This is a genomic window from Pseudomonas sp. NFACC32-1, from assembly GCF_900101215.1.
Lineage (GTDB): Bacteria > Pseudomonadota > Gammaproteobacteria > Pseudomonadales > Pseudomonadaceae > Aquipseudomonas.
Window position 1 is genome coordinate 136,158 of record NZ_FMUL01000007.1, and the last position, 20,316, is coordinate 156,473.

Annotated in this window: 19 protein-coding genes; 4 read left to right on the forward strand and 15 right to left on the reverse strand. The window is 57.8% G+C overall.

Annotated features, from left to right (window positions below; translation table 11 throughout):
* Positions 1–28 precede the first annotated feature (28 nt).
* From atpA to rpmH, 15 genes are all read right to left on the reverse strand, one after another.
* Positions 29–1,573 (reverse strand): F0F1 ATP synthase subunit alpha, encoded by a 1,545-nt coding sequence (gene atpA / locus BLP99_RS13380; RefSeq protein ID WP_072397489.1) that lies wholly within the window; start codon positions 1,571–1,573, stop codon positions 29–31.
* A gap of 21 nt (positions 1,574–1,594) precedes the next feature.
* A complete protein-coding gene (locus tag BLP99_RS13385) occupies positions 1,595–2,131 on the reverse strand; it encodes a F0F1 ATP synthase subunit delta (RefSeq protein WP_072397491.1) in 537 nt (178 codons plus the stop codon).
* A 12-nt stretch (positions 2,132–2,143) separates the two neighbouring features.
* Complete coding sequence (locus BLP99_RS13390; protein ID WP_072397493.1) at positions 2,144–2,614, reverse strand: F0F1 ATP synthase subunit B; 471 nt, start codon at positions 2,612–2,614, stop codon at positions 2,144–2,146.
* Positions 2,615–2,672: 58 nt separating this feature from the next.
* Complete coding sequence (gene atpE / locus BLP99_RS13395; protein ID WP_003097235.1) at positions 2,673–2,930, reverse strand: F0F1 ATP synthase subunit C; 258 nt, start codon at positions 2,928–2,930, stop codon at positions 2,673–2,675.
* Between the two features lie 134 nt (positions 2,931–3,064).
* Positions 3,065–3,934, reverse strand: coding sequence for a F0F1 ATP synthase subunit A (atpB, locus tag BLP99_RS13400; protein ID WP_072397495.1), 870 nt, complete (start codon positions 3,932–3,934; stop codon positions 3,065–3,067).
* Positions 3,935–3,950: 16 nt separating this feature from the next.
* Complete coding sequence (locus tag BLP99_RS13405) at positions 3,951–4,358, reverse strand: F0F1 ATP synthase subunit I (protein WP_072397497.1); 408 nt, start codon at positions 4,356–4,358, stop codon at positions 3,951–3,953.
* Positions 4,359–4,506: 148 nt separating this feature from the next.
* Positions 4,507–5,379 carry a ParB/RepB/Spo0J family partition protein gene (locus BLP99_RS13410; RefSeq protein WP_072397508.1) on the reverse strand — a complete coding sequence of 291 codons (873 nt, stop codon included), beginning with the start codon at positions 5,377–5,379 and terminating at the stop codon, positions 4,507–4,509.
* Between the two features lie 9 nt (positions 5,380–5,388).
* Positions 5,389–6,186 (reverse strand): ParA family protein, encoded by a 798-nt coding sequence (locus tag BLP99_RS13415; RefSeq protein ID WP_072397510.1) that lies wholly within the window; start codon positions 6,184–6,186, stop codon positions 5,389–5,391.
* An 18-nt stretch (positions 6,187–6,204) separates the two neighbouring features.
* Complete coding sequence (rsmG, locus tag BLP99_RS13420) at positions 6,205–6,849, reverse strand: 16S rRNA (guanine(527)-N(7))-methyltransferase RsmG (protein ID WP_072397511.1); 645 nt, start codon at positions 6,847–6,849, stop codon at positions 6,205–6,207.
* The gene (mnmG, locus tag BLP99_RS13425) at positions 6,846–8,738 is read right to left on the reverse strand and encodes a tRNA uridine-5-carboxymethylaminomethyl(34) synthesis enzyme MnmG (protein ID WP_072459071.1); all 1,893 of its coding nucleotides are present in this window, start codon (positions 8,736–8,738) and stop codon (positions 6,846–6,848) included. The genes rsmG and mnmG overlap by 4 nt, the downstream gene beginning before the upstream one ends.
* A 671-nt stretch (positions 8,739–9,409) precedes the next feature.
* A complete protein-coding gene (gene mnmE / locus BLP99_RS13430) occupies positions 9,410–10,780 on the reverse strand; it encodes a tRNA uridine-5-carboxymethylaminomethyl(34) synthesis GTPase MnmE (RefSeq protein ID WP_072397533.1) in 1,371 nt (456 codons plus the stop codon).
* Between the two features lie 78 nt (positions 10,781–10,858).
* Positions 10,859–12,541 (reverse strand): membrane protein insertase YidC, encoded by a 1,683-nt coding sequence (yidC, locus tag BLP99_RS13435; RefSeq protein WP_072397543.1) that lies wholly within the window; start codon positions 12,539–12,541, stop codon positions 10,859–10,861.
* Between the two features lie 2 nt (positions 12,542–12,543).
* On the reverse strand, positions 12,544–12,789 hold the full coding sequence (gene yidD / locus BLP99_RS13440; RefSeq protein ID WP_072397545.1) for a membrane protein insertion efficiency factor YidD: 246 nt from the start codon (positions 12,787–12,789) through the stop codon (positions 12,544–12,546).
* Entirely contained in the window at positions 12,782–13,183 is a 402-nt protein-coding gene (gene rnpA / locus BLP99_RS13445; protein ID WP_197685723.1) for a ribonuclease P protein component, read from the reverse strand. Before rnpA ends, yidD begins: the two co-directional genes overlap by 8 nt.
* A 16-nt stretch (positions 13,184–13,199) precedes the next feature.
* Positions 13,200–13,334, reverse strand: a complete 135-nt coding sequence (rpmH, locus tag BLP99_RS13450) for a 50S ribosomal protein L34 (RefSeq protein ID WP_003213577.1) — start codon at positions 13,332–13,334, stop codon at positions 13,200–13,202.
* A 564-nt stretch (positions 13,335–13,898) separates the two neighbouring features.
* Between rpmH and dnaA the strand changes: the two genes are divergently transcribed.
* From dnaA to gyrB, 4 genes are read left to right on the forward strand one after another with little or no spacing between them, the layout of a single operon-like run.
* Positions 13,899–15,422 (forward strand): chromosomal replication initiator protein DnaA, encoded by a 1,524-nt coding sequence (gene dnaA, locus BLP99_RS13455; RefSeq protein WP_072459073.1) that lies wholly within the window; start codon positions 13,899–13,901, stop codon positions 15,420–15,422.
* Between the two features lie 39 nt (positions 15,423–15,461).
* Positions 15,462–16,565, forward strand: a complete 1,104-nt coding sequence (gene dnaN, locus BLP99_RS13460) for a DNA polymerase III subunit beta (protein ID WP_072397551.1) — start codon at positions 15,462–15,464, stop codon at positions 16,563–16,565.
* A gap of 51 nt (positions 16,566–16,616) precedes the next feature.
* A complete protein-coding gene (recF, locus tag BLP99_RS13465; RefSeq protein WP_072397553.1) occupies positions 16,617–17,720 on the forward strand; it encodes a DNA replication/repair protein RecF in 1,104 nt (367 codons plus the stop codon).
* A 5-nt stretch (positions 17,721–17,725) separates the two neighbouring features.
* Positions 17,726–20,143 (forward strand): DNA topoisomerase (ATP-hydrolyzing) subunit B, encoded by a 2,418-nt coding sequence (gene gyrB / locus BLP99_RS13470; protein ID WP_072397589.1) that lies wholly within the window; start codon positions 17,726–17,728, stop codon positions 20,141–20,143.
* The last annotated feature ends 173 nt before the right edge of the window (positions 20,144–20,316 follow it).

The window sequence follows — 20,316 nt, forward strand, 5'->3', positions numbered from 1 at the left end:
GCGGGAGCCTTGCGGCTCCCGCTGCGGCTTACCAGGTTTGGGTGGCCTTGAACTTCTCGATACCGGCTTTGAGGCCAGCGTCGATTTCGTCATTGAAGTCACCCTTCACGTTGATCTTGGCCATCAAATCGGCGTGATCGCGGTTGAAGAAAGCAATCAGCGCTTGTTCGAAGCTGCCGATCTTGGCGATTTCAATGTCAGTCAGGAACCCACGCTCAGCGGCATACAGCGACAGCGCCATGTCAGCGATCGACATAGGTGCGTATTGCTTCTGCTTCATCAGCTCGGTAACGCGCTGACCATGCTCAAGTTGCTTACGGGTCGCTTCGTCCAGGTCAGAAGCGAACTGGGCGAATGCCGCCAGTTCACGGTACTGGGCCAGGGCGGTACGGATACCACCGGACAGCTTCTTGATGATCTTGGTCTGAGCGGCACCACCCACACGGGATACCGAAACACCGGCGTTCACAGCAGGACGGATGCCCGAGTTGAACATGGCCGATTCCAGGAAGATCTGACCGTCGGTGATGGAGATCACGTTGGTCGGAACGAACGCGGAAACGTCGCCAGCCTGGGTTTCGATGATCGGCAAGGCGGTCAGGGAGCCGGTCTTGCCGGTGACGGCGCCATTGGTGAACTTCTCTACGTACTCTTCCGAAACGCGGGATGCGCGCTCCAGCAGACGGGAGTGGAGATAGAACACGTCACCTGGGTAGGCTTCACGTCCTGGCGGACGGCGCAGCAGCAGGGAAATCTGGCGGTAGGCCACTGCTTGCTTGGACAGATCGTCATAGACGATCAGCGCGTCTTCACCGCGATCGCGGAAGAACTCGCCCATGGTGCAGCCGGAGTATGGTGCCAGGAATTGCAGTGCGGCCGATTCGGAGGCGCTGGCGGCAACGATGATGGTGTTAGCCAGTGCACCGTTCTCTTCCAGCTTGCGAACCACGTTGGCGATGGTCGATTGCTTCTGACCGATTGCCACGTATACGCAATAGATACCGCTGTTCTTCTGGTTGATGATCGCGTCGATCGCCAGAGCGGTCTTACCGATCTGACGGTCACCGATGATCAGCTCACGCTGGCCACGGCCGACAGGGATCATGGCATCGACTGCCTTGTAGCCAGTCTGTACAGGCTGGTCTACCGACTTACGCCAGATCACGCCTGGAGCAACTTTCTCGACCGCATCGGTCTCGGTGTTGTTCAGCGGACCTTTGCCGTCAACAGGGTTACCCAGCGCATCGACGACGCGACCCAGCAGTTCCTTACCTACCGGAACTTCAAGGATGCGGCCGGTGCACTTGGCGCTCATGCCTTCAGCCAGAGTCGTGTAGGCACCCAGTACAACGGCACCTACGGAGTCTTGCTCCAGGTTGAGGGCCATACCGTAGACGCCGCCCGGAAACTCGATCATCTCGCCGTACATGACGTCGGCCAGACCGTGAATCCGCACGATGCCGTCAGATACGCTGACGACAGTGCCTTCGTTACGGGCTTGGGAGGTCACATCGAGCTTTTCGATGCGGCCCTTGATAATTTCACTTATTTCGGAAGGATTGAGTTGCTGCATTGCTCTGCTGCCCCTTCAAACTCAAGATTTCAATGCTTCGGCAAGTTTCGCGAGTTTGCCGCGAATCGAGCCATCGATAACCAGGTCACCGGCGCGGATAACGACACCACCAATCAAGGCAGGGTCTTCCGTAACGTCCAGACGCACTTCCCGGTTGAGTCGTGCACTGAGAACCTTGGCGAGTTTGTCTTGCTGTTCTTGGTTCAATGCAAAAGCACTGGTCACTTCCACGTCTACCGACTTCTCCTGCTCGGCCTTGTACAGGTCGAACAGGGCGGCGATCTCCGGCAGAAGCGGGAGACGGTCGTTTTCGGCAACGACGTGAATGAAATTCTGTGCCTTGGCATCGAACTTGTCGCCGCACACGTCAATGAACGTGGCGGCCTTTTCTGCGCTCGTCAGTCGCGGGGCCTTGAGCACGCGCTGCATGGTGTCATCTTTCGACACCGCTGCCGCCAGGCCGAGCATGGCTGACCAATTGGCCAGTTGCTGGTGGGCCTGAGCGTGCTCGAAGGCCGCCTTAGCGTAAGGTCGGGCCAACGTGGTCAGTTCTGCCATGATCGCCCTCGCTTAGATTTCAGCAGCCAGTTTGTTTACCAGCTCTGCGTGCGCGTTTTGATCGATTGTGGCACCCAGGATCTTCGAAGCACCGCCAACGGCCAGGCTACCCACTTGGGCACGCAGCGCGTCTTTGACACTGTTGAGTTCCTGTTCGATCTCGGCTTGAGCCTGGGCCTTCACACGTTCAGCTTCGACGCGAGCCTGTTCACGGGCTTCGTCGACAATCTGAGTACCGCGTTTCTTGGCTTGCTCGATGATTTCAGCTGCCTGGGCTTTCGCTTCGCGCAGTTGCTGACCCACTTTCTCTTGGGCCAACTCCAGGTCGCGAGCTGCACGGCTGGCAGCGTCCAGACCATCTGCGATCTTCTTTTGACGTTCGTGCAGAGCCGCGATGACCGGAGGCCATACGAACTTCATGCAGAACAATACAAAAATCAGGAACGCAACGGACTGGCCAATCAGGGTCGCATTAATGTTCACGCCAACACCTCGCAGTTACGTTGTCCATCACACCAATCTACTCGGAGAATCCGAGTAATCAGCCAGCGATCTGACCAACGAACGGGTTCGCAAAGGTGAAGAACAGAGCGATACCAACACCGATCATGGTTACGGCGTCGAGCAGACCGGCAACGATGAACATCTTGACTTGCAGCATTGGAACCATTTCTGGCTGACGAGCAGCACCTTCCAGGAACTTGCCGCCCAACAGGCCGAAACCAATTGCGGTACCCAGTGCGCCCAGGCCGATCAACAGTGCAACAGCGATAGCGGTTAGACCAACTACAGTTTCCATCTTTCCTCCCGACTTTTACGTCGTATGGTTTAGGTTTTTTTAATTTAAAGCGGTAAAACAAATCGTTTCATCGTGGCCTGTTCCGGCCCCCTCCCGTTTGACCGGGAAGGACATCAGACTAGTCGAGACTGGCCTTAATGGTTTTCTTCGTGCGCCATCGACAGGTAGACGATGGTCAGCATCATGAAGATGAACGCCTGCAGGGTGATGATCAGGATGTGGAACACAGCCCACGCCCACTGCAGTGCAACGCCCAGGCCGCTGAGCCAGAGCAGGCCGCTGCCGAACATCACGGCGATCAGGATGAACACCAGCTCGCCGGCATACATGTTGCCGAACAGACGCAGAGCCAGAGAGATCGGCTTGGCGATCAGGGTCACGAATTCCAGCAGGAAGTTCACCGGGATCAGCAGGGCTTGAACGAGGATGTTCTTGCTGCCGAACGGATGCAGGGTCAGTTCGCCGATGAAGCCGCCGATACCCTTGACCTTGATGCTATAGAAAATGATCAGTGCGAAGACCGAGAACGCCATGCCCAGGGTCGCGTTCGGGTCGGTGGTCGACACGGCGCGGAACGGGATATGCGAATCACCGGAAATCAGGATGGCCAGTTGAGGAATCCAGTCGACCGGGATGAGGTCGATGGCGTTCATCAGAAACACCCAGACGAAGATGGTCAATGCCAATGGCGCGATGACCGGGCTACGGCCATGGAAGCTGTCTTTCACGCTGCCATCGACGAACTCGACCAGGACTTCGACGAAGTTCTGCAACGCACCTGGCTGACCCGAAGTGGCCTTCTTCGCTGCCATGCGGAAGAGGAAGACGAAGATCAGACCCAGCGCGACCGACCAGCCGAGGGTATCGACGTGGAAAGCCCAGAAGCCCATTTCCTTGGCTTCTGCTGCGGTGTGGGCAAAGCCCCAGCCGCCGTTGGGTAGCTGACCGAAGGTCAGGTTCTGCAAGTGGTGCTGGATATAGCCCGAAGCGGTTGTCTCTGCCATGTGTGCCTCAAACGCCCTAAGGTCTCGAAAGTCTTGTTCTCATCAGCAGGGGAGCGAACCAGCTGACCAGTTGGGTCAGCACGAAGACGCCGAATACAGCCAGCGGCGCCAATGGCTTCACACCTGCGAACGTCAATGCAAACAGCATTGCCGTCAAAATCAGTTTCCCCGCCTCGCCGGCATAAAAAGACCGGACGATAGCCTGGGCTGCTCGGGCGCCGGAAAACCGAAATGCCCTGTGAGCGAAGTAAATATTGGGAAGCAAGGCTATCAGGCCTCCGCAAAGACCCGAGTATCCGGCGACGACTCCTTTCCATTGCCAGAGCGCCAACGTGGCGATCAGTACAACGGCGAGCTGTGTCATCAAGACCGGAAAAACTGCCAGACGATGGAACGGCAAGCGGTTTGGCGTGCGGGTTTCCATCGCTTTTGCTCTCCAGTGGTCGGCTGCCTGAAATCAATAACTTGGCATAATTTGTGCCGACAAAATGCGCGCAGAGTATAGGGGCGGTTCTGCCCCTATTCAACTGCCGGGTAGTGATTTCCGACTGGGCGCTACAAGAGCAATTGTTTCAGCGGATGTGCGCAAGAACGCCCTGCAACTCGTCGAGGGAGTTATAGCCAATCACCAATTGGCCTTTTCCCTTCTTGCCGTGGCGAATCTGCACCGCAGAGCCCAGGCGCTCGGCCAGGCGCTGTTCCAGGCGAGCGATATCCGGGTCGGGTTTGGGGGCTTCGACAGGGGCCGGTTTACCACTGAGCCACTGGCGAACCAGTGCCTCGGTTTGGCGCACGGTGAGGCCTCGTGCGACAACATGTCGCGCCCCTTCAACCTGTTGATTTTCCGGCAAACCGAGCAGAGCCCGTGCATGACCCATTTCCAGGTCGCCATGGGACAGCATGGTCTTGATAACCTCCGGCAAGGCGATCAGCCGCAACAGGTTGGCCACGGTCACGCGGGACTTGCCCACCGCTTCGGCGACCTGTTGCTGGGTCAGCTGGAACTCCTGTTGCAAACGTTGCAGGGCAACTGCCTCTTCGATCGGATTGAGGTCTTCACGCTGGATGTTTTCGATCAACGCCATGGCAATGGCGGTTTCATCCGGTACGTCGCGTACCATCGCCGGAATGGTTTCCTGACCAGCCTGCTGGCTCGCACGCCAGCGGCGTTCGCCTGCGATGATCTCATACCGGCCGCCGTCTATCGGGCGCACCACGATGGGTTGCATCACGCCCTGGCTCTTGATCGATTGAGCCAGTTCCTCCAGCGCCTGCGGGTCCATGTCCCGGCGCGGCTGGTATTTGCCACGCTGGATCAGGTCCAGCGGCAGGTGCTGCAATTCGCGCTGGTCGGCCTGCACGGCCTGTTCTTCCAGCGTACTGACGGTGGGACCGCTGAGCAGCGCATCCAGTCCACGTCCGAGCCCACGTTTCTTGATGGCCATGGGGTTTCCTTAAGTTGGCTGGGCGGCGGCGGTGCGTGGATTACGGCGCTGACGGCGAACCATTTCGCCCGCCAGGGCCAGGTAAGCCAGCGCACCACGGGATTGTTTGTCATAGGCCAGGGCCGGCATCCCGTAGCTCGGCGCTTCGGCCAGGCGGATGTTACGCGGAATGACCGTATCGTAGAGCTGCTCGCCGAAATGTTCCTTGAGCTGGACAGAAACATCGTTCATCAGGCTCAGGCGCGGGTCGTACATGGTCCGCAGCAAGCCTTCGACTTTCAGCTCCGGGTTCAGCAATTCGGAGATGCGCTTGATGTTATCCACAAGGTCGCTCAACCCTTCCAATGCAAAATATTCGCACTGCATCGGGATAATGACCCCATCGGCGGCCACCAGGGCGTTCAGTGTCAGCATCGACAACGATGGTGGGCAGTCGATCAGGATGTAGTCGTAGTTTTCCCGGATGGGCGCCAGGGCGCTGCGCAGGCGGCTTTCCTTCATCTGCATTTCCAGCAGCACCACCTCGGCCGCCGTCAGGTCACGGTTCGCCGGGAGCAGTTGATAACCGCCGTGTTCGGAGAAATGCATGGCCTGGCCCAGATCGCATTCACCGATCAGAACGTCGTAGATGGAGTTTTCCAGGCCATGTTTATCCACACCGCTGCCCATGGTGGCGTTGCCCTGTGGATCGAGATCGATCAGCAACACCCGGCGCTTGGTCGCGACCAGGGATGCTGCGAGGTTGATGCAGGTGGTGGTCTTGCCCACACCACCTTTCTGGTTCGCTATCGCGAATACCTTAGCCATTCTTGCTTGTGTTCCCAATCATGCCGTGCGGCGCAGTATCAGCAGATGGCGTTGGCCTTGGCAACCAGGTACGGCCAAGGCGTGTTCGCTATCGAGGTGGAAGTCTGCCGGCAATGCTACCAGCTCATCGGCCGGATGAACGCCCTTCATTGCCAGCCAGCGCGTATTCCCACCGCCGAGGTGGCGAGTCCAGTTGGTGAAGTTTTCCATGCTGCTGAATGCCCGGGAAATGATCCCGTCGAACGGCAGAGCAGGCTGGAACGCTTCCACGCGACTGTGGATAACTTGGAGGTTATCCAACTTGAGCTCGAGTTTGACCTGCGTGAGGAAACGGGTTTTCTTGCCGTTACTGTCCAGGCACGTCACTTGCGCCTCTGGAAACAGGATCGCCAAGGGGATCCCGGGCATACCTCCACCGCTGCCGACATCAAGCCACCGGCCATTTTCGATGAAAGACATCACACTGAGACTGTCGAGCAGATGCCGAGACACCATTTCATCCGGATCGCGCACGGCAGTCAGGTTGTAAGCCTTGTTCCATTTGATCAACAGCGCCAGATAATCCAGTAGTTGCGCATGCTGAGTTTCGCTCAGGCATACCCCAAGTTGGCGAGCACCTGTGGATAACTCTTCGGCGTGTTGCGAGGTGACCAACGAACTCAAGCGCTTTGCTCCAACTGACGGCCCGCGCCGCGTTTTTTCAAATGAATCATCAACAGGGAAATCGCTGCCGGAGTCACCCCAGGGATACGCGAAGCCTGGCCCAACGTCTCCGGACGAGTCGCACCGAGCTTGCTCTGGATTTCCTTCGACAGCCCGGATATGACCGTGTAATCGATATCCACAGGCAATTTCGTGTCCTCACTGGCGCGCAGACGAGCAATCTCGTCCTGCTGGCGGTCAATGTAGCCGGCGTATTTGGTCTTGATCTCGACCTGCTCGGCAACCTGTGGGTCCTGGGCGCCCTCGCCCGTGACCTCCACCAACCCGGCGTAATCGATTTCCGGGCGGCTCAAGAGGTTGAGCAAGTTGTATTCATGGGTCAGCGGCGTACCGAACCTGGCCGCGATGGCATCACCCTGTTCGGTACCGGGACGAACCCAGGTACTTTTCAGGCGCTGCTCTTCCAGCGCGATACTTTCGCGTTTCTTGCAGAACGCCGCCCAACGTACATCGTCTACCAACCCCAATTCGCGTCCCTTCTCGGTCAGGCGCAAGTCGGCGTTGTCTTCACGCAGGATCAGGCGATATTCCGCACGGGAAGTGAACATCCGATACGGTTCCTGGGTACCCAGGGTAATCAGGTCGTCCACCAATACACCGATGTACGCTTCATCGCGTCGTGGGCACCAGCTGTCCTGGCCGCGGGCCCGCAGTGCGGCGTTGGTCCCGGCCAGCAGGCCTTGGGCCCCGGCTTCTTCGTAGCCGGTGGTGCCGTTGATCTGCCCAGCGAAGAACAGACCACCAATGACCTTGGTTTCCAGGCTGTACTTCAGGTCACGTGGATCGAAATAGTCATACTCGATGGCATAACCTGGGCGAACGATGTGGGCGTTTTCCATGCCCCGGATCGATTGCACGATCTGCAGCTGCACATCGAACGGCAGGGAAGTGGAAATCCCGTTCGGGTAAAGCTCATGGGTAGTCAGGCCTTCCGGCTCGATGAAGACCTGATGGCTTTCCTTGTCTGCAAAACGATGGATCTTGTCTTCGATGGACGGGCAGTAACGGGGGCCCACCCCCTCGATCACACCGGAATACATCGGCGAGCGATCCAGGTTGGCAGCAATGATTTCATGGGTACGGGCATTGGTATGGGTGATCCAGCAGCTCACCTGTTTCGGGTGCTGCTCCTTCGAACCCATGAACGACATGACCGGTATTGGGGTATCGCCCGGCTGTTCGGTCATGACCGAGAAATCCACAGACCGCCCATCGATACGCGGCGGGGTGCCTGTCTTCAGGCGTCCGACACGCAATGGCAACTCCCGCAGACGCTGGGCCAGTGCGATGGACGGCGGATCACCCGCGCGACCACCAGAATAATTCTGCAAGCCAATGTGGATAAGTCCGCCAAGGAAAGTCCCTGTGGTCAATACCACGGATTCGGCGAAGAAACGCAGACCCATCTGGGTCACGACACCTCGGACCTGATCCTGTTCAACGATCAGGTCGTCTGCCGCTTGTTGAAATATCCATAGGTTCGGCTGGTTTTCCAGGATTTCACGGACAGCCGCCTTGTACAGGACCCGATCGGCCTGGGCGCGAGTCGCCCGTACCGCCGGGCCCTTGCGGCTGTTCAATACGCGGAACTGAATGCCGCCTTTATCGGTGGCCATGGCCATCGCGCCGCCAAGGGCATCGATTTCCTTGACCAGATGGCTCTTGCCTATGCCACCAATGGCCGGGTTGCAGCTCATGGCCCCAAGGGTTTCCACGTTATGCGTCAACAGCAGGGTTTTGACGCCCATGCGTGCTGAGGCGAGTGCTGCCTCGGTACCGGCATGACCGCCGCCGATGACGATCACTTCAAAACGGGAAGGGAAATCCACCACGCACCTCGTGCCTGCTTAATTCAGGTAATTCGGAAAAGGTTATGAGTCTGGCCTGGGTGTTTTCTGAACCAGGTCGGCAAGTATAGGGACTTCGCCCTTCCTAAAGAACCCTTTGCACAAAATTTAACCAGCTGTGGAGAACTCGCGGTTAAAAAATTAAAAAAGAGAGAAATTTATAAAACCTTTGTTTTTATGTTTATTCTTATGCAACCACCCGCCTGTGGATAAATCTCTGTAGGCTACGATTTTCAAGGTGTACAGAGTTTCAAAAGCCTGTGGTCATGTAGCTGGGAGGGGGTTGGATAACTGCCGTAAGCCTGTGGATTAGTAGATAGCTTATCCACAGAGGCGATTATCCTCGGCTTTTCGGGGGGGTTATCAACGGATCTCAGGCGCGGTTATTCACAGGGCTTGATCCTGTCATCGAACAGGCCTGGGAGAGGGAATGCAGACTATTTGGCGGGTAACAGCATCGAAGGATCGATGTGCTGCGTAACCACACCCGCCAAGAAAGATGGGCGAGGGAGTGCCGCCTGGGTTGCCAGGACCGGCTAGAGAAGATTGGGATAACGATCCAGGGCGTTATGACGGCCAGCGAGCAGGCCGGTGGGATTCCTACGGGCAATTATTCAAACCGGACTGTGGATAGACTGCCCACAGCCCTGGTGCTATTTGCCGATGCAGAAGCTGGAAAAGATCCTTCCCAGGAGGTCATCGGAGCTGAAGGCGCCCGTGATCTCACCCAATGAGTGCTGGGCCTGACGAAGATCCTCGGCCAACAGCTCACCGGCGCCAGCCAATGTCAGCTGAGCACGACCGTGTTCCAACGCCGCGCTGGCATGGCGCAACGCCTCGAGGTGCCGGCGTCGGGCGCTGAAGCTGCTCTCCGAGGTTTGCTCATAGCCCATGCAAGCCTTGAGGTGTTCACGCAGCAACTCCAGGCCCTCTCCTGCGGCTTTCGCGCTCAGGCTGATGGTCACGTGGCCGTCGTCGCTGACCTCGAGTGCTATCGCTTCTCCCGTAAGGTCGGCTTTATTGCGGATCAGCGTAACCTTCGCCGGATCCGGGCGCACTTCGAGAAATTCAGGCCACAAGGCAAAAGGATCGTCTGCTTCCGGGGCGGTCGCGTCGACTACCAGCAGTACTCGATCAGCTTCACCAATGGCTTTCAACGCCCGTTCGACGCCAATTTTCTCCACCTGGTCGTCGGTATCGCGCAAACCTGCGGTGTCCACAACGTGCAGAGGCATGCCGTCGATGTGGATATGTTCGCGCAGGATATCCCGGGTAGTACCGGCGATCTCGGTGACAATCGCCGCCTCACGACCGGCCAGGGCATTGAGCAAGCTCGATTTGCCGGCATTGGGCCGTCCGGCGATCACCACGGTCATGCCGTCTCGCAATAAGGCACCTTGTCCGGCTTCCCGCAGCACTGTGGATAATTCATCGCGTACTTTGTCGAGCATGCTCAGCACATGGCCATCGGCAAGGAAGTCGATTTCTTCCTCGGGAAAATCGATCGCCGCTTCGACATAGATCCTCAGGCCAATCAACTGTTCGGTGAGGTTATGCACACGCTGGGAAAAAGCGCCCTGCAGGGAACGCAGTGCGTTGCGCGCAGCCTGTGCTGAACTGGCTTCGATCAGGTCGGCGATCGCCTCAGCCTGGGCCAGGTCGAGTTTGTCGTTGAGGAAAGCTCGCTCGCTGAATTCACCCGGCCGCGCCAGGCGGCAGCCCAACTCAAGGCATCTGTGGAGCAACATATCCAGCACTACTGGGCCGCCATGGCCCTGCAGTTCCAGCACGTCTTCCCCAGTGAAAGAGTTAGGCCCTGGAAAATAGAGCGCGAGTCCTTCATCGAGCACTTGCCGGTCATCGCTGAAAAATGGGCCATAGTGAGCGAACCGTGGCTTGAGCTCGCGCCCACTGATGGCCTTGGCCACGACGCTGGCCAGGGGACCGGAGATTCGGACGATGCCGACGCCGCCCCGCCCCTGGGCAGTGGCAACGGCGGCGATGGTTTCACGAGGTGCGCTCATAACCGATATCCAGACAAAAGTGGCAGATAGCAAAACGCCCCACTAGGGGGCGTTTTGTGTGGTTATCCACAGTGCAAGTTACGCCTCGGCTTTTTTCGTAGCCGCTTCGATCTTACGCGTGATGTACCACTGCTGAGTAATGGACAGCACGTTGTTCACAACCCAGTACAGCACCAGACCGGCCGGGAACCACAAGAAGAAGAAGGTGAAGATGATCGGCATCATTTTCATCACCTTCGCCTGCATTGGATCCGGAGGCGTCGGGTTCAACTGCTGCTGGATGAACATGGTCGCGCCCATGATGATCGGCAGGATGAAGAACGGATCCTTGATCGACAGGTCGGTTATCCACAGCATGAACGGTGCCTGACGCATCTCCACGCTTTCCAGCAGAACCCAGTAGAGCGCCAGGAATACGGGCATTTGTACGAGAATCGGCAAGCAACCACCCAGGGGGTTGATCTTCTCTTTCTTGTACAACTCCATCATGGCCTGGGACATTTTCTGCCGGTCATCGCCATGTTGTTCTTTCAAGGCAGCGAGCTTCGGTGCCACGGCGCGCATGCGGGCCATGGATTTATAGCTGGCTGCCGACAATGGGAAGAAGATGCCCTTGATCAGCATGGTCAGGAAAATGATCGACCAACCCCAGTTACCAACAATGCTGTGGATATGTTGCAGCAGCCAGAAGATCGGTTGCGCAATGAACCACAGGAAACCGTAGTCGACAGTGAGTTCCAGACCTGGGGACAACTCTTTCAACACAGCCTGGCTTTTCGGGCCGGCATACAGAATGGCGCTGGTCTCGGCCTTGGCGCCTGGGGCCACGGTCAACGCCGGGCCGGTGTAGCCGACGATGTAGTTGCCTTTGCTGTCCTTACGAGTCTGGACGACATTGGTTTCGCCCTTCTGCGGAATCCAGGCCGTCACGAAGTAGTGCTGCAGCCAGGCCACCCAGCCACCTTGAACGGTTTCCTTGAGCTGAGCCTTGTCCATGTCTTTCATGGACACTTTCTTGTAGGGCTCGGAACTTGTCCACAGGGCGGCGCCCAGATAAGTCGCGGTGCCGGTGGCCGTGCTGGAGGAAGGATCGTCACTGGCGTCGCGTTTCAGCTGGGCGAACATAGCGCCGGACCAGGGCTGCGCGCTCTGGTTATCGATCACATAGGACACGACCACGTCATACAGGCCACGTTTGAGTGTGAAGCGCTTGATGTAGTTGACGCCGTCCTTGCTGAACTTCAGGTCGACGACCAGTTGATCCTGCCCATCGGCCAGTTGGTAAGTCTTCTTCTCGGCCGAGTAGACCGGGCGACCCGCCGGGTTGGCATCGGGGCCATTGCTACCAATCAGCCCGCTCTGGGCCAGGTAGGTCCGCTCGTTGCCGTTGTCGAACAGCTGGAACGGGATATCCGGATGATCCTGGCGGCGTGGATAGAGCGGCAGCTTCAATTGGGCAACGTCACCGCCCTGTGGATCGATTGCCAGTTCCAGCACGTCGGTCTTGATCTGGATGAGATCCTTGCTCGCAGCCACAGGGGCTTCAGCAGGAGCACTGGTATCGTTTGTCGCGCGCGGAATGTCATCACTGCTGGCAGCGTTGTTGCCAGAAACGGTGTCTGGCAGGCTCGGTGCGGTATTGCTGGCTGCAACATTCTGAGTCGGCAGGGCAGCCTGGCCATAGTCCTGGTTCCATTTAAGAACCATGACGTAAGACACGATTGCCAGGGCGACGATCAGGATCGTGCGTTTGATATCCATGATTACTCGGCCATCGAAGAAGAACGGGAGGTAGGGATAGGCGGAACCGGGTCATAGCCACCGGGATTCCACGGATGACAGCGACCTAAACGACGAAAGGTCAGCCAGCCACCGCGCAAAAGGCCATGTTTTTCTATGGCTTCGTACGCGTAGCAGGAACAACTGGGGTAGAAACGACAGTGACTGGCCATCAGGGGACTAATGGCGTAGCGATAAAACTGGATCGGAACGAGTGCCAGTTTACGCATCGGGACTGTCTACCCCTACAGTTTCGGTGTTGACCGCCGGAGCTGGCTTGTTGCGCGCCAGGCGTTTCCAGAGCTTGCCGAAATGCTGAATCAATTCGGGGTTTTCTACGTCACCCAAACCTTTGCGCGCGACGATAACGATGTCCCAGCCGACCAGAGAATCCTGGTTCAGGCGAAACGATTCGCGCATCAGACGTTTGAGGCGATTGCGCTGCACGGAGAGCTTGACGCTCTTTTTCCCGATAACCAGCCCTAAACGGGGGTGATCGAGATCGTTGCTGCGCGCAAGGAGCAGGAGATTTTTCCCCGGAACCTTGCCGGTAGGGGAGTCAAAGACTGCCTTGAAATGCCGGGGTGTAAGCAGACGCTTTTCCCGACTGAAGTCCTGACTCACCTCCAGTGCCGGATTATCAAACTGCCAGACGTGCACGACCTTTGGCGCGACGACGCGACAGGACGGCACGACCGTTCTTGGTAGCCATGCGAGCACGGAAACCGTGGGTACGAGCGCGTTTGATAGTGCTTGGTTGGAAAGTACGTTTCATGTCGTGTTACCTGGTTCGTCCACAACGGGCCGGAATGGCCCCTGTTTTAAGAGACCGGGGATTCTAGAGAAAGCAAGACCCTAGGTCAATTTCCAACCAGCGTTTCCTTTAAATAGATACGCGTCGACGAATCGGTTCGCAAAGCGCCCGCTCATAGATATAAAAAGAAGGGAATTATTTAAAGCTTTTCTGTAGAGCTTATAAAAGCAACGCTGGCAGCCATCTGTGGATAACTGCCCTGAGCCCTTATGAATCAATATGTACAGAGAAGGACAACTAGGCGGGAAAGCGGTGGTAAGGCTGTGCTGCGCTATCGGATAAGCTGTGCGCGGAATGGCGGGTTATCCACAGGCAGGTTATCCACTGGGTTTCGGTAGCACTTGTCCCATGCTCTCAACGGTGGTTATCCACAGAGCTTATCCACCGACCGCCTGTCACCTTTTTTGTGCTTAAGGCTTTGATAAATCATGGTCGATGATCAACCTGCGTGTGGATAAGTGAACGTCTGCTCGCTACAATGGCCGCTTGTTTTTGCCTCACCGGCTTTCAACTTAGGGGATATCCGTGTCAGTGGAACTTTGGCAGCAGTGCGTGGAGCTTTTGCGCGATGAGCTGCCTGCCCAACAATTCAACACTTGGATCCGTCCACTACAGGTCGAAGCCGAAGGCGACGAGTTGCGTGTCTATGCACCGAACCGTTTCGTCCTCGACTGGGTCAACGAAAAGTACCTGGGCCGGGTCCTGGAACTGCTCGACGAGCATGGCAATGGCATGGCACCAGCGCTGTCCTTATTAATAGGTAGCAAACGCAGTTCTGCACCCCGCGCCGCGCCGAACGCCCCGTTGGCGGCTGCCGCGGCTTCCCAGGTCCAGGCTGCTCCGGCGCCGGTCCACGCTGCCCCTGCGGCTTCAACGCCGGCTCCGAGCAAGCGAAGCGCACAGAAAGTCGCCGAAACCAGCGAAGAGCCTTCCCGAGACAGCTTCGATCCAATGGCCGGCGCCAGCTCACAACAGGCACCGGTACGCGCAGAGCAGCGCACCGTCCAGGTCGAAGGCGCGCTCAAGCACACCAGCTACCTGAACCGCACCTTCACCTTCGAGAACTTCGTCGAGGGTAAGTCCAACCAACTGGCTCGTGCCGCGGCCTGGCAGGTTGCCGACAATCCCAAGCATGGCTACAACCCCCTGTTCCTTTATGGTGGCGTGGGCCTGGGTAAAACCCACTTGATGCATGCGGTGGGCAACCATCTGTTGAAGAAGAATCCGAATGCAAAGGTCGTATACCTGCATTCCGAGCGTTTCGTGGCGGACATGGTCAAGGCCCTGCAACTGAATGCAATCAACGAGTTCAAGCGCTTCTACCGTTCGGTGGACGCCTTGCTGATCGACGACATTCAGTTCTTCGCACGCAAGGAACGCTCCCAGGAGGAGTTTTTCCACACCTTCAATGCCCTGCTCGAAGGCGGGCAACAGGTAATTCTCACCAGCGACCGATATCCGAAGGAAATCGAAGGCCTGGAAGAACGCCTGAAGTCGCGTTTCGGCTGGGGCCTGACGGTGGCTGTCGAGCCGCCTGAGCTGGAAACCCGGGTTGCGATCCTGATGAAAAAGGCCGATCAGGCCAAGGTCGAGCTGCCTCACGATGCGGCGTTCTTCATCGCCCAGCGTATTCGCTCAAACGTGCGTGAGCTCGAGGGTGCGCTCAAGCGTGTTATCGCTCACTCTCACTTCATGGGGCGCGATATCACCATCGAATTGATTCGCGAGTCCTTGAAGGATCTGTTGGCACTCCAGGACAAGCTGGTCTCTGTGGATAACATTCAGCGAACCGTTGCTGAGTATTACAAGATCAAGATTTCCGACCTGCTCTCCAAACGCCGTTCGCGTTCGGTAGCCCGGCCACGGCAAGTGGCCATGGCCTTGTCCAAGGAACTGACCAACCACAGCCTGCCGGAAATCGGCGATGTGTTTGGCGGGCGCGACCACACGACCGTTTTGCACGCCTGCCGCAAGATCAACGAACTGAAGGAATCCGACGCGGACATCCGCGAGGACTACAAGAACCTGCTGCGTACATTGACCACTTGATGACCACCAGCGCAGCTTATTAAGGCAAGGGACTAGACCATGCATTTCACCATTCAACGCGAAGCCCTGTTGAAACCCCTGCAACTGGTCGCAGGCGTCGTCGAACGCCGCCAGACCTTGCCGGTACTTTCCAACGTGCTGCTGGTTGTCGAAGGCCAGCAACTGTCGCTGACCGGTACCGACCTGGAAGTCGAGCTGGTGGGTCGTGTGCAACTTGAAGAGCCGGCCGATCCGGGCTCCATCACGGTGCCGGCGCGCAAGCTGATGGATATCTGCAAGAGCCTGCCCAACGATGCGCTGATCGACATCAAGGTCGACGACCAGAAACTCGTGGTCAAGGCCGGTCGCAGCCGCTTCACTCTCTCGACCCTTCCGGCCAACGACTTCCCGACCGTGGAAGAAGGCCCAGGCTCGCTGACCTGCAGTCTCGAGCAGAGCCGTCTGCGCCGTTTGATCGAGCGCACCAGCTTCGCGATGGCTCAGCAGGACGTGCGTTATTACCTCAACGGCATGCTGCTCGAAGTCTCTGCCGGCATTATCCGCGCCGTTGCCACCGACGGGCATCGCCTGGCCATGTGTTCGATGCAGGCCGATATCGGTCAGCCGGATCGCCACCAGGTGATCGTGCCGCGCAAGGGTATCCTGGAACTGGCGCGTCTGCTGACCGAGCCGGATGGCAACGTCAGCATCGTCCTGGGCCAGCACCACATCCGTGCCACTACCGGTGAGTTCACCTTCACATCGAAACTGGTGGACGGCAAATTCCCAGACTATGAGCGCGTACTGCCCAAGGGGGGCGACAAGCTGGTCCTGGGCGATCGTCAGGCGCTGCGTGAAGCGTTCAGCCGTACTGCCATTCTCTCCAACGAAAAGTACCGTGGTATCCGTCTGCAACTGGCCAACGGTCAACTGAAGATCCAGGCGAACAACCCGGAACAGGAAGAGGCGGAAGAAGAAGTCGGCGTTGAATACAACGGCGGTTCCCTGGAAATCGGCTTCAACGTCAGCTATCTGCTCGACGTGCTGGGTGTAATGACCACCGAACAGGTTCGCCTGATCCTGTCTGACTCCAACAGCAGTGCCTTGCTGCAGGAGTCCGACAACGACGATTCGGCCTACGTTGTCATGCCGATGCGTCTGTAATTAGTGGCCTGTGGCTAATTCGAGTACTCAATTAACCGTACAGGCCACTGGATGTCCTTAAGTCGCGTCTCGGTCACCGCGGTGCGCAATCTGCACCCGGTGACCTTCGCCCCCTCCCCCCGTATCAATATCCTTTACGGCGCCAACGGCAGCGGCAAGACCAGTGTCCTGGAGGCTGTCCACCTGCTGGGGCTTGCCCGGTCGTTTCGCAGCACCCGCCTGTCACCCGTTATCCAATACGATCAGTTGGCCTGCACCGTGTTCGGGCAGGTGGAGCTGGCGGAAGGGGGGCATAGCGCGCTGGGCATTTCAAGGGACCGTCAAGGCGAGTTCCAGATTCGCATCGACGGACAGAACGCCCGCAGTGCCGCGCAACTGGCTGAAATCCTGCCGTTGCAATTGATCAACCCCGACAGCTTCCGTCTGCTGGAAGGGGCACCCAAGATTCGCCGGCAATTCCTCGACTGGGGGGTGTTCCATGTCGAGCCTCGTTTCATGGCAACCTGGCAGCGCTTGCAGAAGGCGCTGCGCCAGCGAAACTCTTGGCTGCGACATGGTACACTTGACGCCGTTTCGCAAGCGGTTTGGGACAGGGAACTGTGCCAGGCCAGCGCTGAAATCGATGAATACCGCCGCGCTTACATTAAAGCCCTGAAACCGGTCTTCGAGCAGACCTTGAGCGAACTGGTTGAGCTTGAGGGCCTGACGCTCAGCTATTACCGAGGCTGGGACAAGGACCGGGAACTGAGCGCCGTACTGGCCGGCTCGCTGCAACGGGACCAGCAAATGGGACACACCCAGGCTGGCCCTCAACGCGCTGACTTGCGCCTTCGCTTGGGCGCGCATAACGCCGCGGATATCTTGTCCCGGGGGCAGCAGAAGTTGGTGGTGTGTGCCTTGCGTATTGCCCAGGGGCACCTGGTAAGCCAGGCCCGTCGCGGTCAGTGTATTTATCTGGTGGATGACTTGCCGTCCGAACTGGACGAGGCCCACCGTCGAGCGCTTTGCCGTTTGCTGGAAGACTTACGCTGCCAGGTTTTCATCACCTGTGTAGACCACGAATTATTGAGGGAAGGCTGGCAGACGGAAACGCCAGTCGCCCTGTTCCACGTGGAACAGGGCCGTATCACCCAGACCCACGACCATCGGGAGTGAAGGCATTGAGCGAAGAAAATACGTACGACTCAACGAGCATTAAAGTGCTGAAAGGCCTGGATGCCGTACGCAAACGTCCCGGTATGTACATTGGTGACACCGACGATGGCAGCGGTCTGCACCATATGGTGTTCGAGGTGGTCGACAACTCCATCGACGAAGCGCTGGCCGGCCATTGTGACGACATCAGCGTCATCATCCATCCGGACGAGTCGATCACCGTACGCGACAACGGCCGTGGCATCCCGGTCGATGTGCACAAGGAAGAAGGCGTTTCCGCTGCCGAAGTCATCATGACCGTGCTGCACGCCGGCGGTAAGTTCGACGACAACTCCTACAAGGTCTCCGGCGGTCTGCACGGGGTAGGTGTTTCGGTCGTGAACGCGCTGTCCGAAGAGCTGGTACTGACCGTTCGCCGTAGCGGCAAGATCTGGGAACAGACCTATGTCCACGGCGTTCCGCAGGAGCCGATGAAAATCGTTGGCGACAGCGAAACCACCGGTACCCAGATCCATTTCAAGCCATCGGCCGAAACCTTCAAGAACATCCATTTCAGCTGGGACATCCTGGCCAAGCGGATTCGTGAACTGTCTTTCCTCAACTCCGGTGTCGGCATCGTCCTCAAGGACGAGCGCAGCGGCAAGGAAGAGCTGTTCAAGTACGAAGGTGGCCTGCGTGCGTTCGTTGAATACCTGAACACCAACAAGACCGCGGTCAACCAGGTGTTCCACTTCAATGTCCAGCGTGAAGATGGCATCGGCGTGGAAATCGCCCTGCAGTGGAACGACAGCTTCAACGAGAACCTGTTGTGCTTCACCAACAACATTCCGCAACGCGACGGCGGTACTCACCTGGTGGGCTTCCGTTCGGCGCTGACCCGTAACCTGAACAACTACATCGAGCAGGAAGGCCTGGCGAAGAAGCACAAGGTCGCCACCACGGGTGACGATGCCCGCGAAGGCCTTACGGCGATCATTTCGGTGAAGGTGCCTGATCCGAAGTTCAGCTCCCAGACCAAAGACAAGCTGGTGTCTTCCGAAGTGAAGACCGCGGTCGAACAGGAGATGGGCAAGTATTTTTCCGACTTCCTGTTGGAGAACCCGAACGAAGCCAAGCTGGTGGTCGGCAAGATGATCGACGCCGCCCGTGCCCGTGAGGCCGCGCGCAAGGCCCGCGAGATGACCCGCCGCAAAGGCGCGCTGGACATCGCTGGCCTGCCAGGCAAGCTGGCGGACTGCCAGGAAAAGGACCCTGCCCTGTCCGAGCTGTACCTCGTGGAAGGTGACTCCGCCGGTGGTTCTGCCAAGCAAGGCCGTAACCGCCGGACCCAGGCCATCCTGCCGCTCAAGGGCAAGATCCTGAACGTCGAGAAGGCACGTTTCGACAAAATGATCTCGTCCCAGGAAGTCGGCACCCTCATCACCGCCCTGGGCTGCGGCATCGGTCGTGAAGAGTACAACATCGACAAGCTGCGGTATCACAACATCATCATCATGACCGATGCTGACGTCGACGGTTCGCACATCCGTACCCTGCTGCTGACGTTCTTCTTCCGTCAGTTGCCCGAGCTGATCGAGCGCGGCTACATCTACATCGCCCAGCCGCCGCTGTACAAGGTCAAGAAAGGCAAGCAGGAGCAGTACATCAAGGACGACGACGCCATGGAAGAATACATGACGCAGTCGGCCCTGGAAGATGCCAGCCTGCACCTGAACGAAGACGCCCCAGGCATTTCCGGGGAAGCTCTCGAGCGCCTGGTCAACGACTTCCGCCTGGTGATGAAGACGCTCAAGCGCCTGTCGCGACTTTACCCACAGGAGTTGACCGAGCACTTCATCTACCTGCCGGCCGTCAGCATGGAGCAACTGTCCGACCACGCAGCGATGCAGGATTGGCTGGCCCAGTACGAAGTCCGCCTGCGCACTGTCGAGAAGTCTGGCCTGGTCTACAAGGCCAGCCTGCGCGAAGACCGTGAACGTAACGTCTGGCTGCCGGAAGTCGAGTTGATTTCCCATGGCCTGTCGAACTACGTCACCTTCAACCGCGACTTCTTCAGCAGCAACGACTACAAGACTGTGGTCTCTCTCGGTGCACAGTTGAGCACGCTGCTGGATGAAGGTGCCTATATCCAGCGCGGCGAGCGCAAGAAGTCCGTGACCGAGTTCAAGGAAGCCCTTGAGTGGTTGATGGCAGAAAGCACCAAACGCCACACCATCCAGCGATACAAGGGGCTGGGGGAAATGAACCCGGATCAGCTGTGGGAAACCACCATGGACCCGGGCTCGCGTCGGATGCTGAAGGTCACCATCGAAGACGCCATTGGTGCGGACCAGATCTTCAACACCCTGATGGGTGATGCGGTTGAACCTCGTCGTGACTTCATCGAGAGCAACGCCCTGGCGGTGTCCAACCTGGACTTCTGATACCAAGCAGAACACCCCTCCAAAAAAAAGGCCAACGCGCAAGCGTTGGCCTTTTTTTACACCCCCAGTTCAGCCTGTTTCCTACCAGACCTATGGGTCAGAAAGCGTGTAACCCAGTAACACCTCAGGCAAAAGCTTTTAATCTCAAGGACTTGGAATATCTGCTTGGCCCC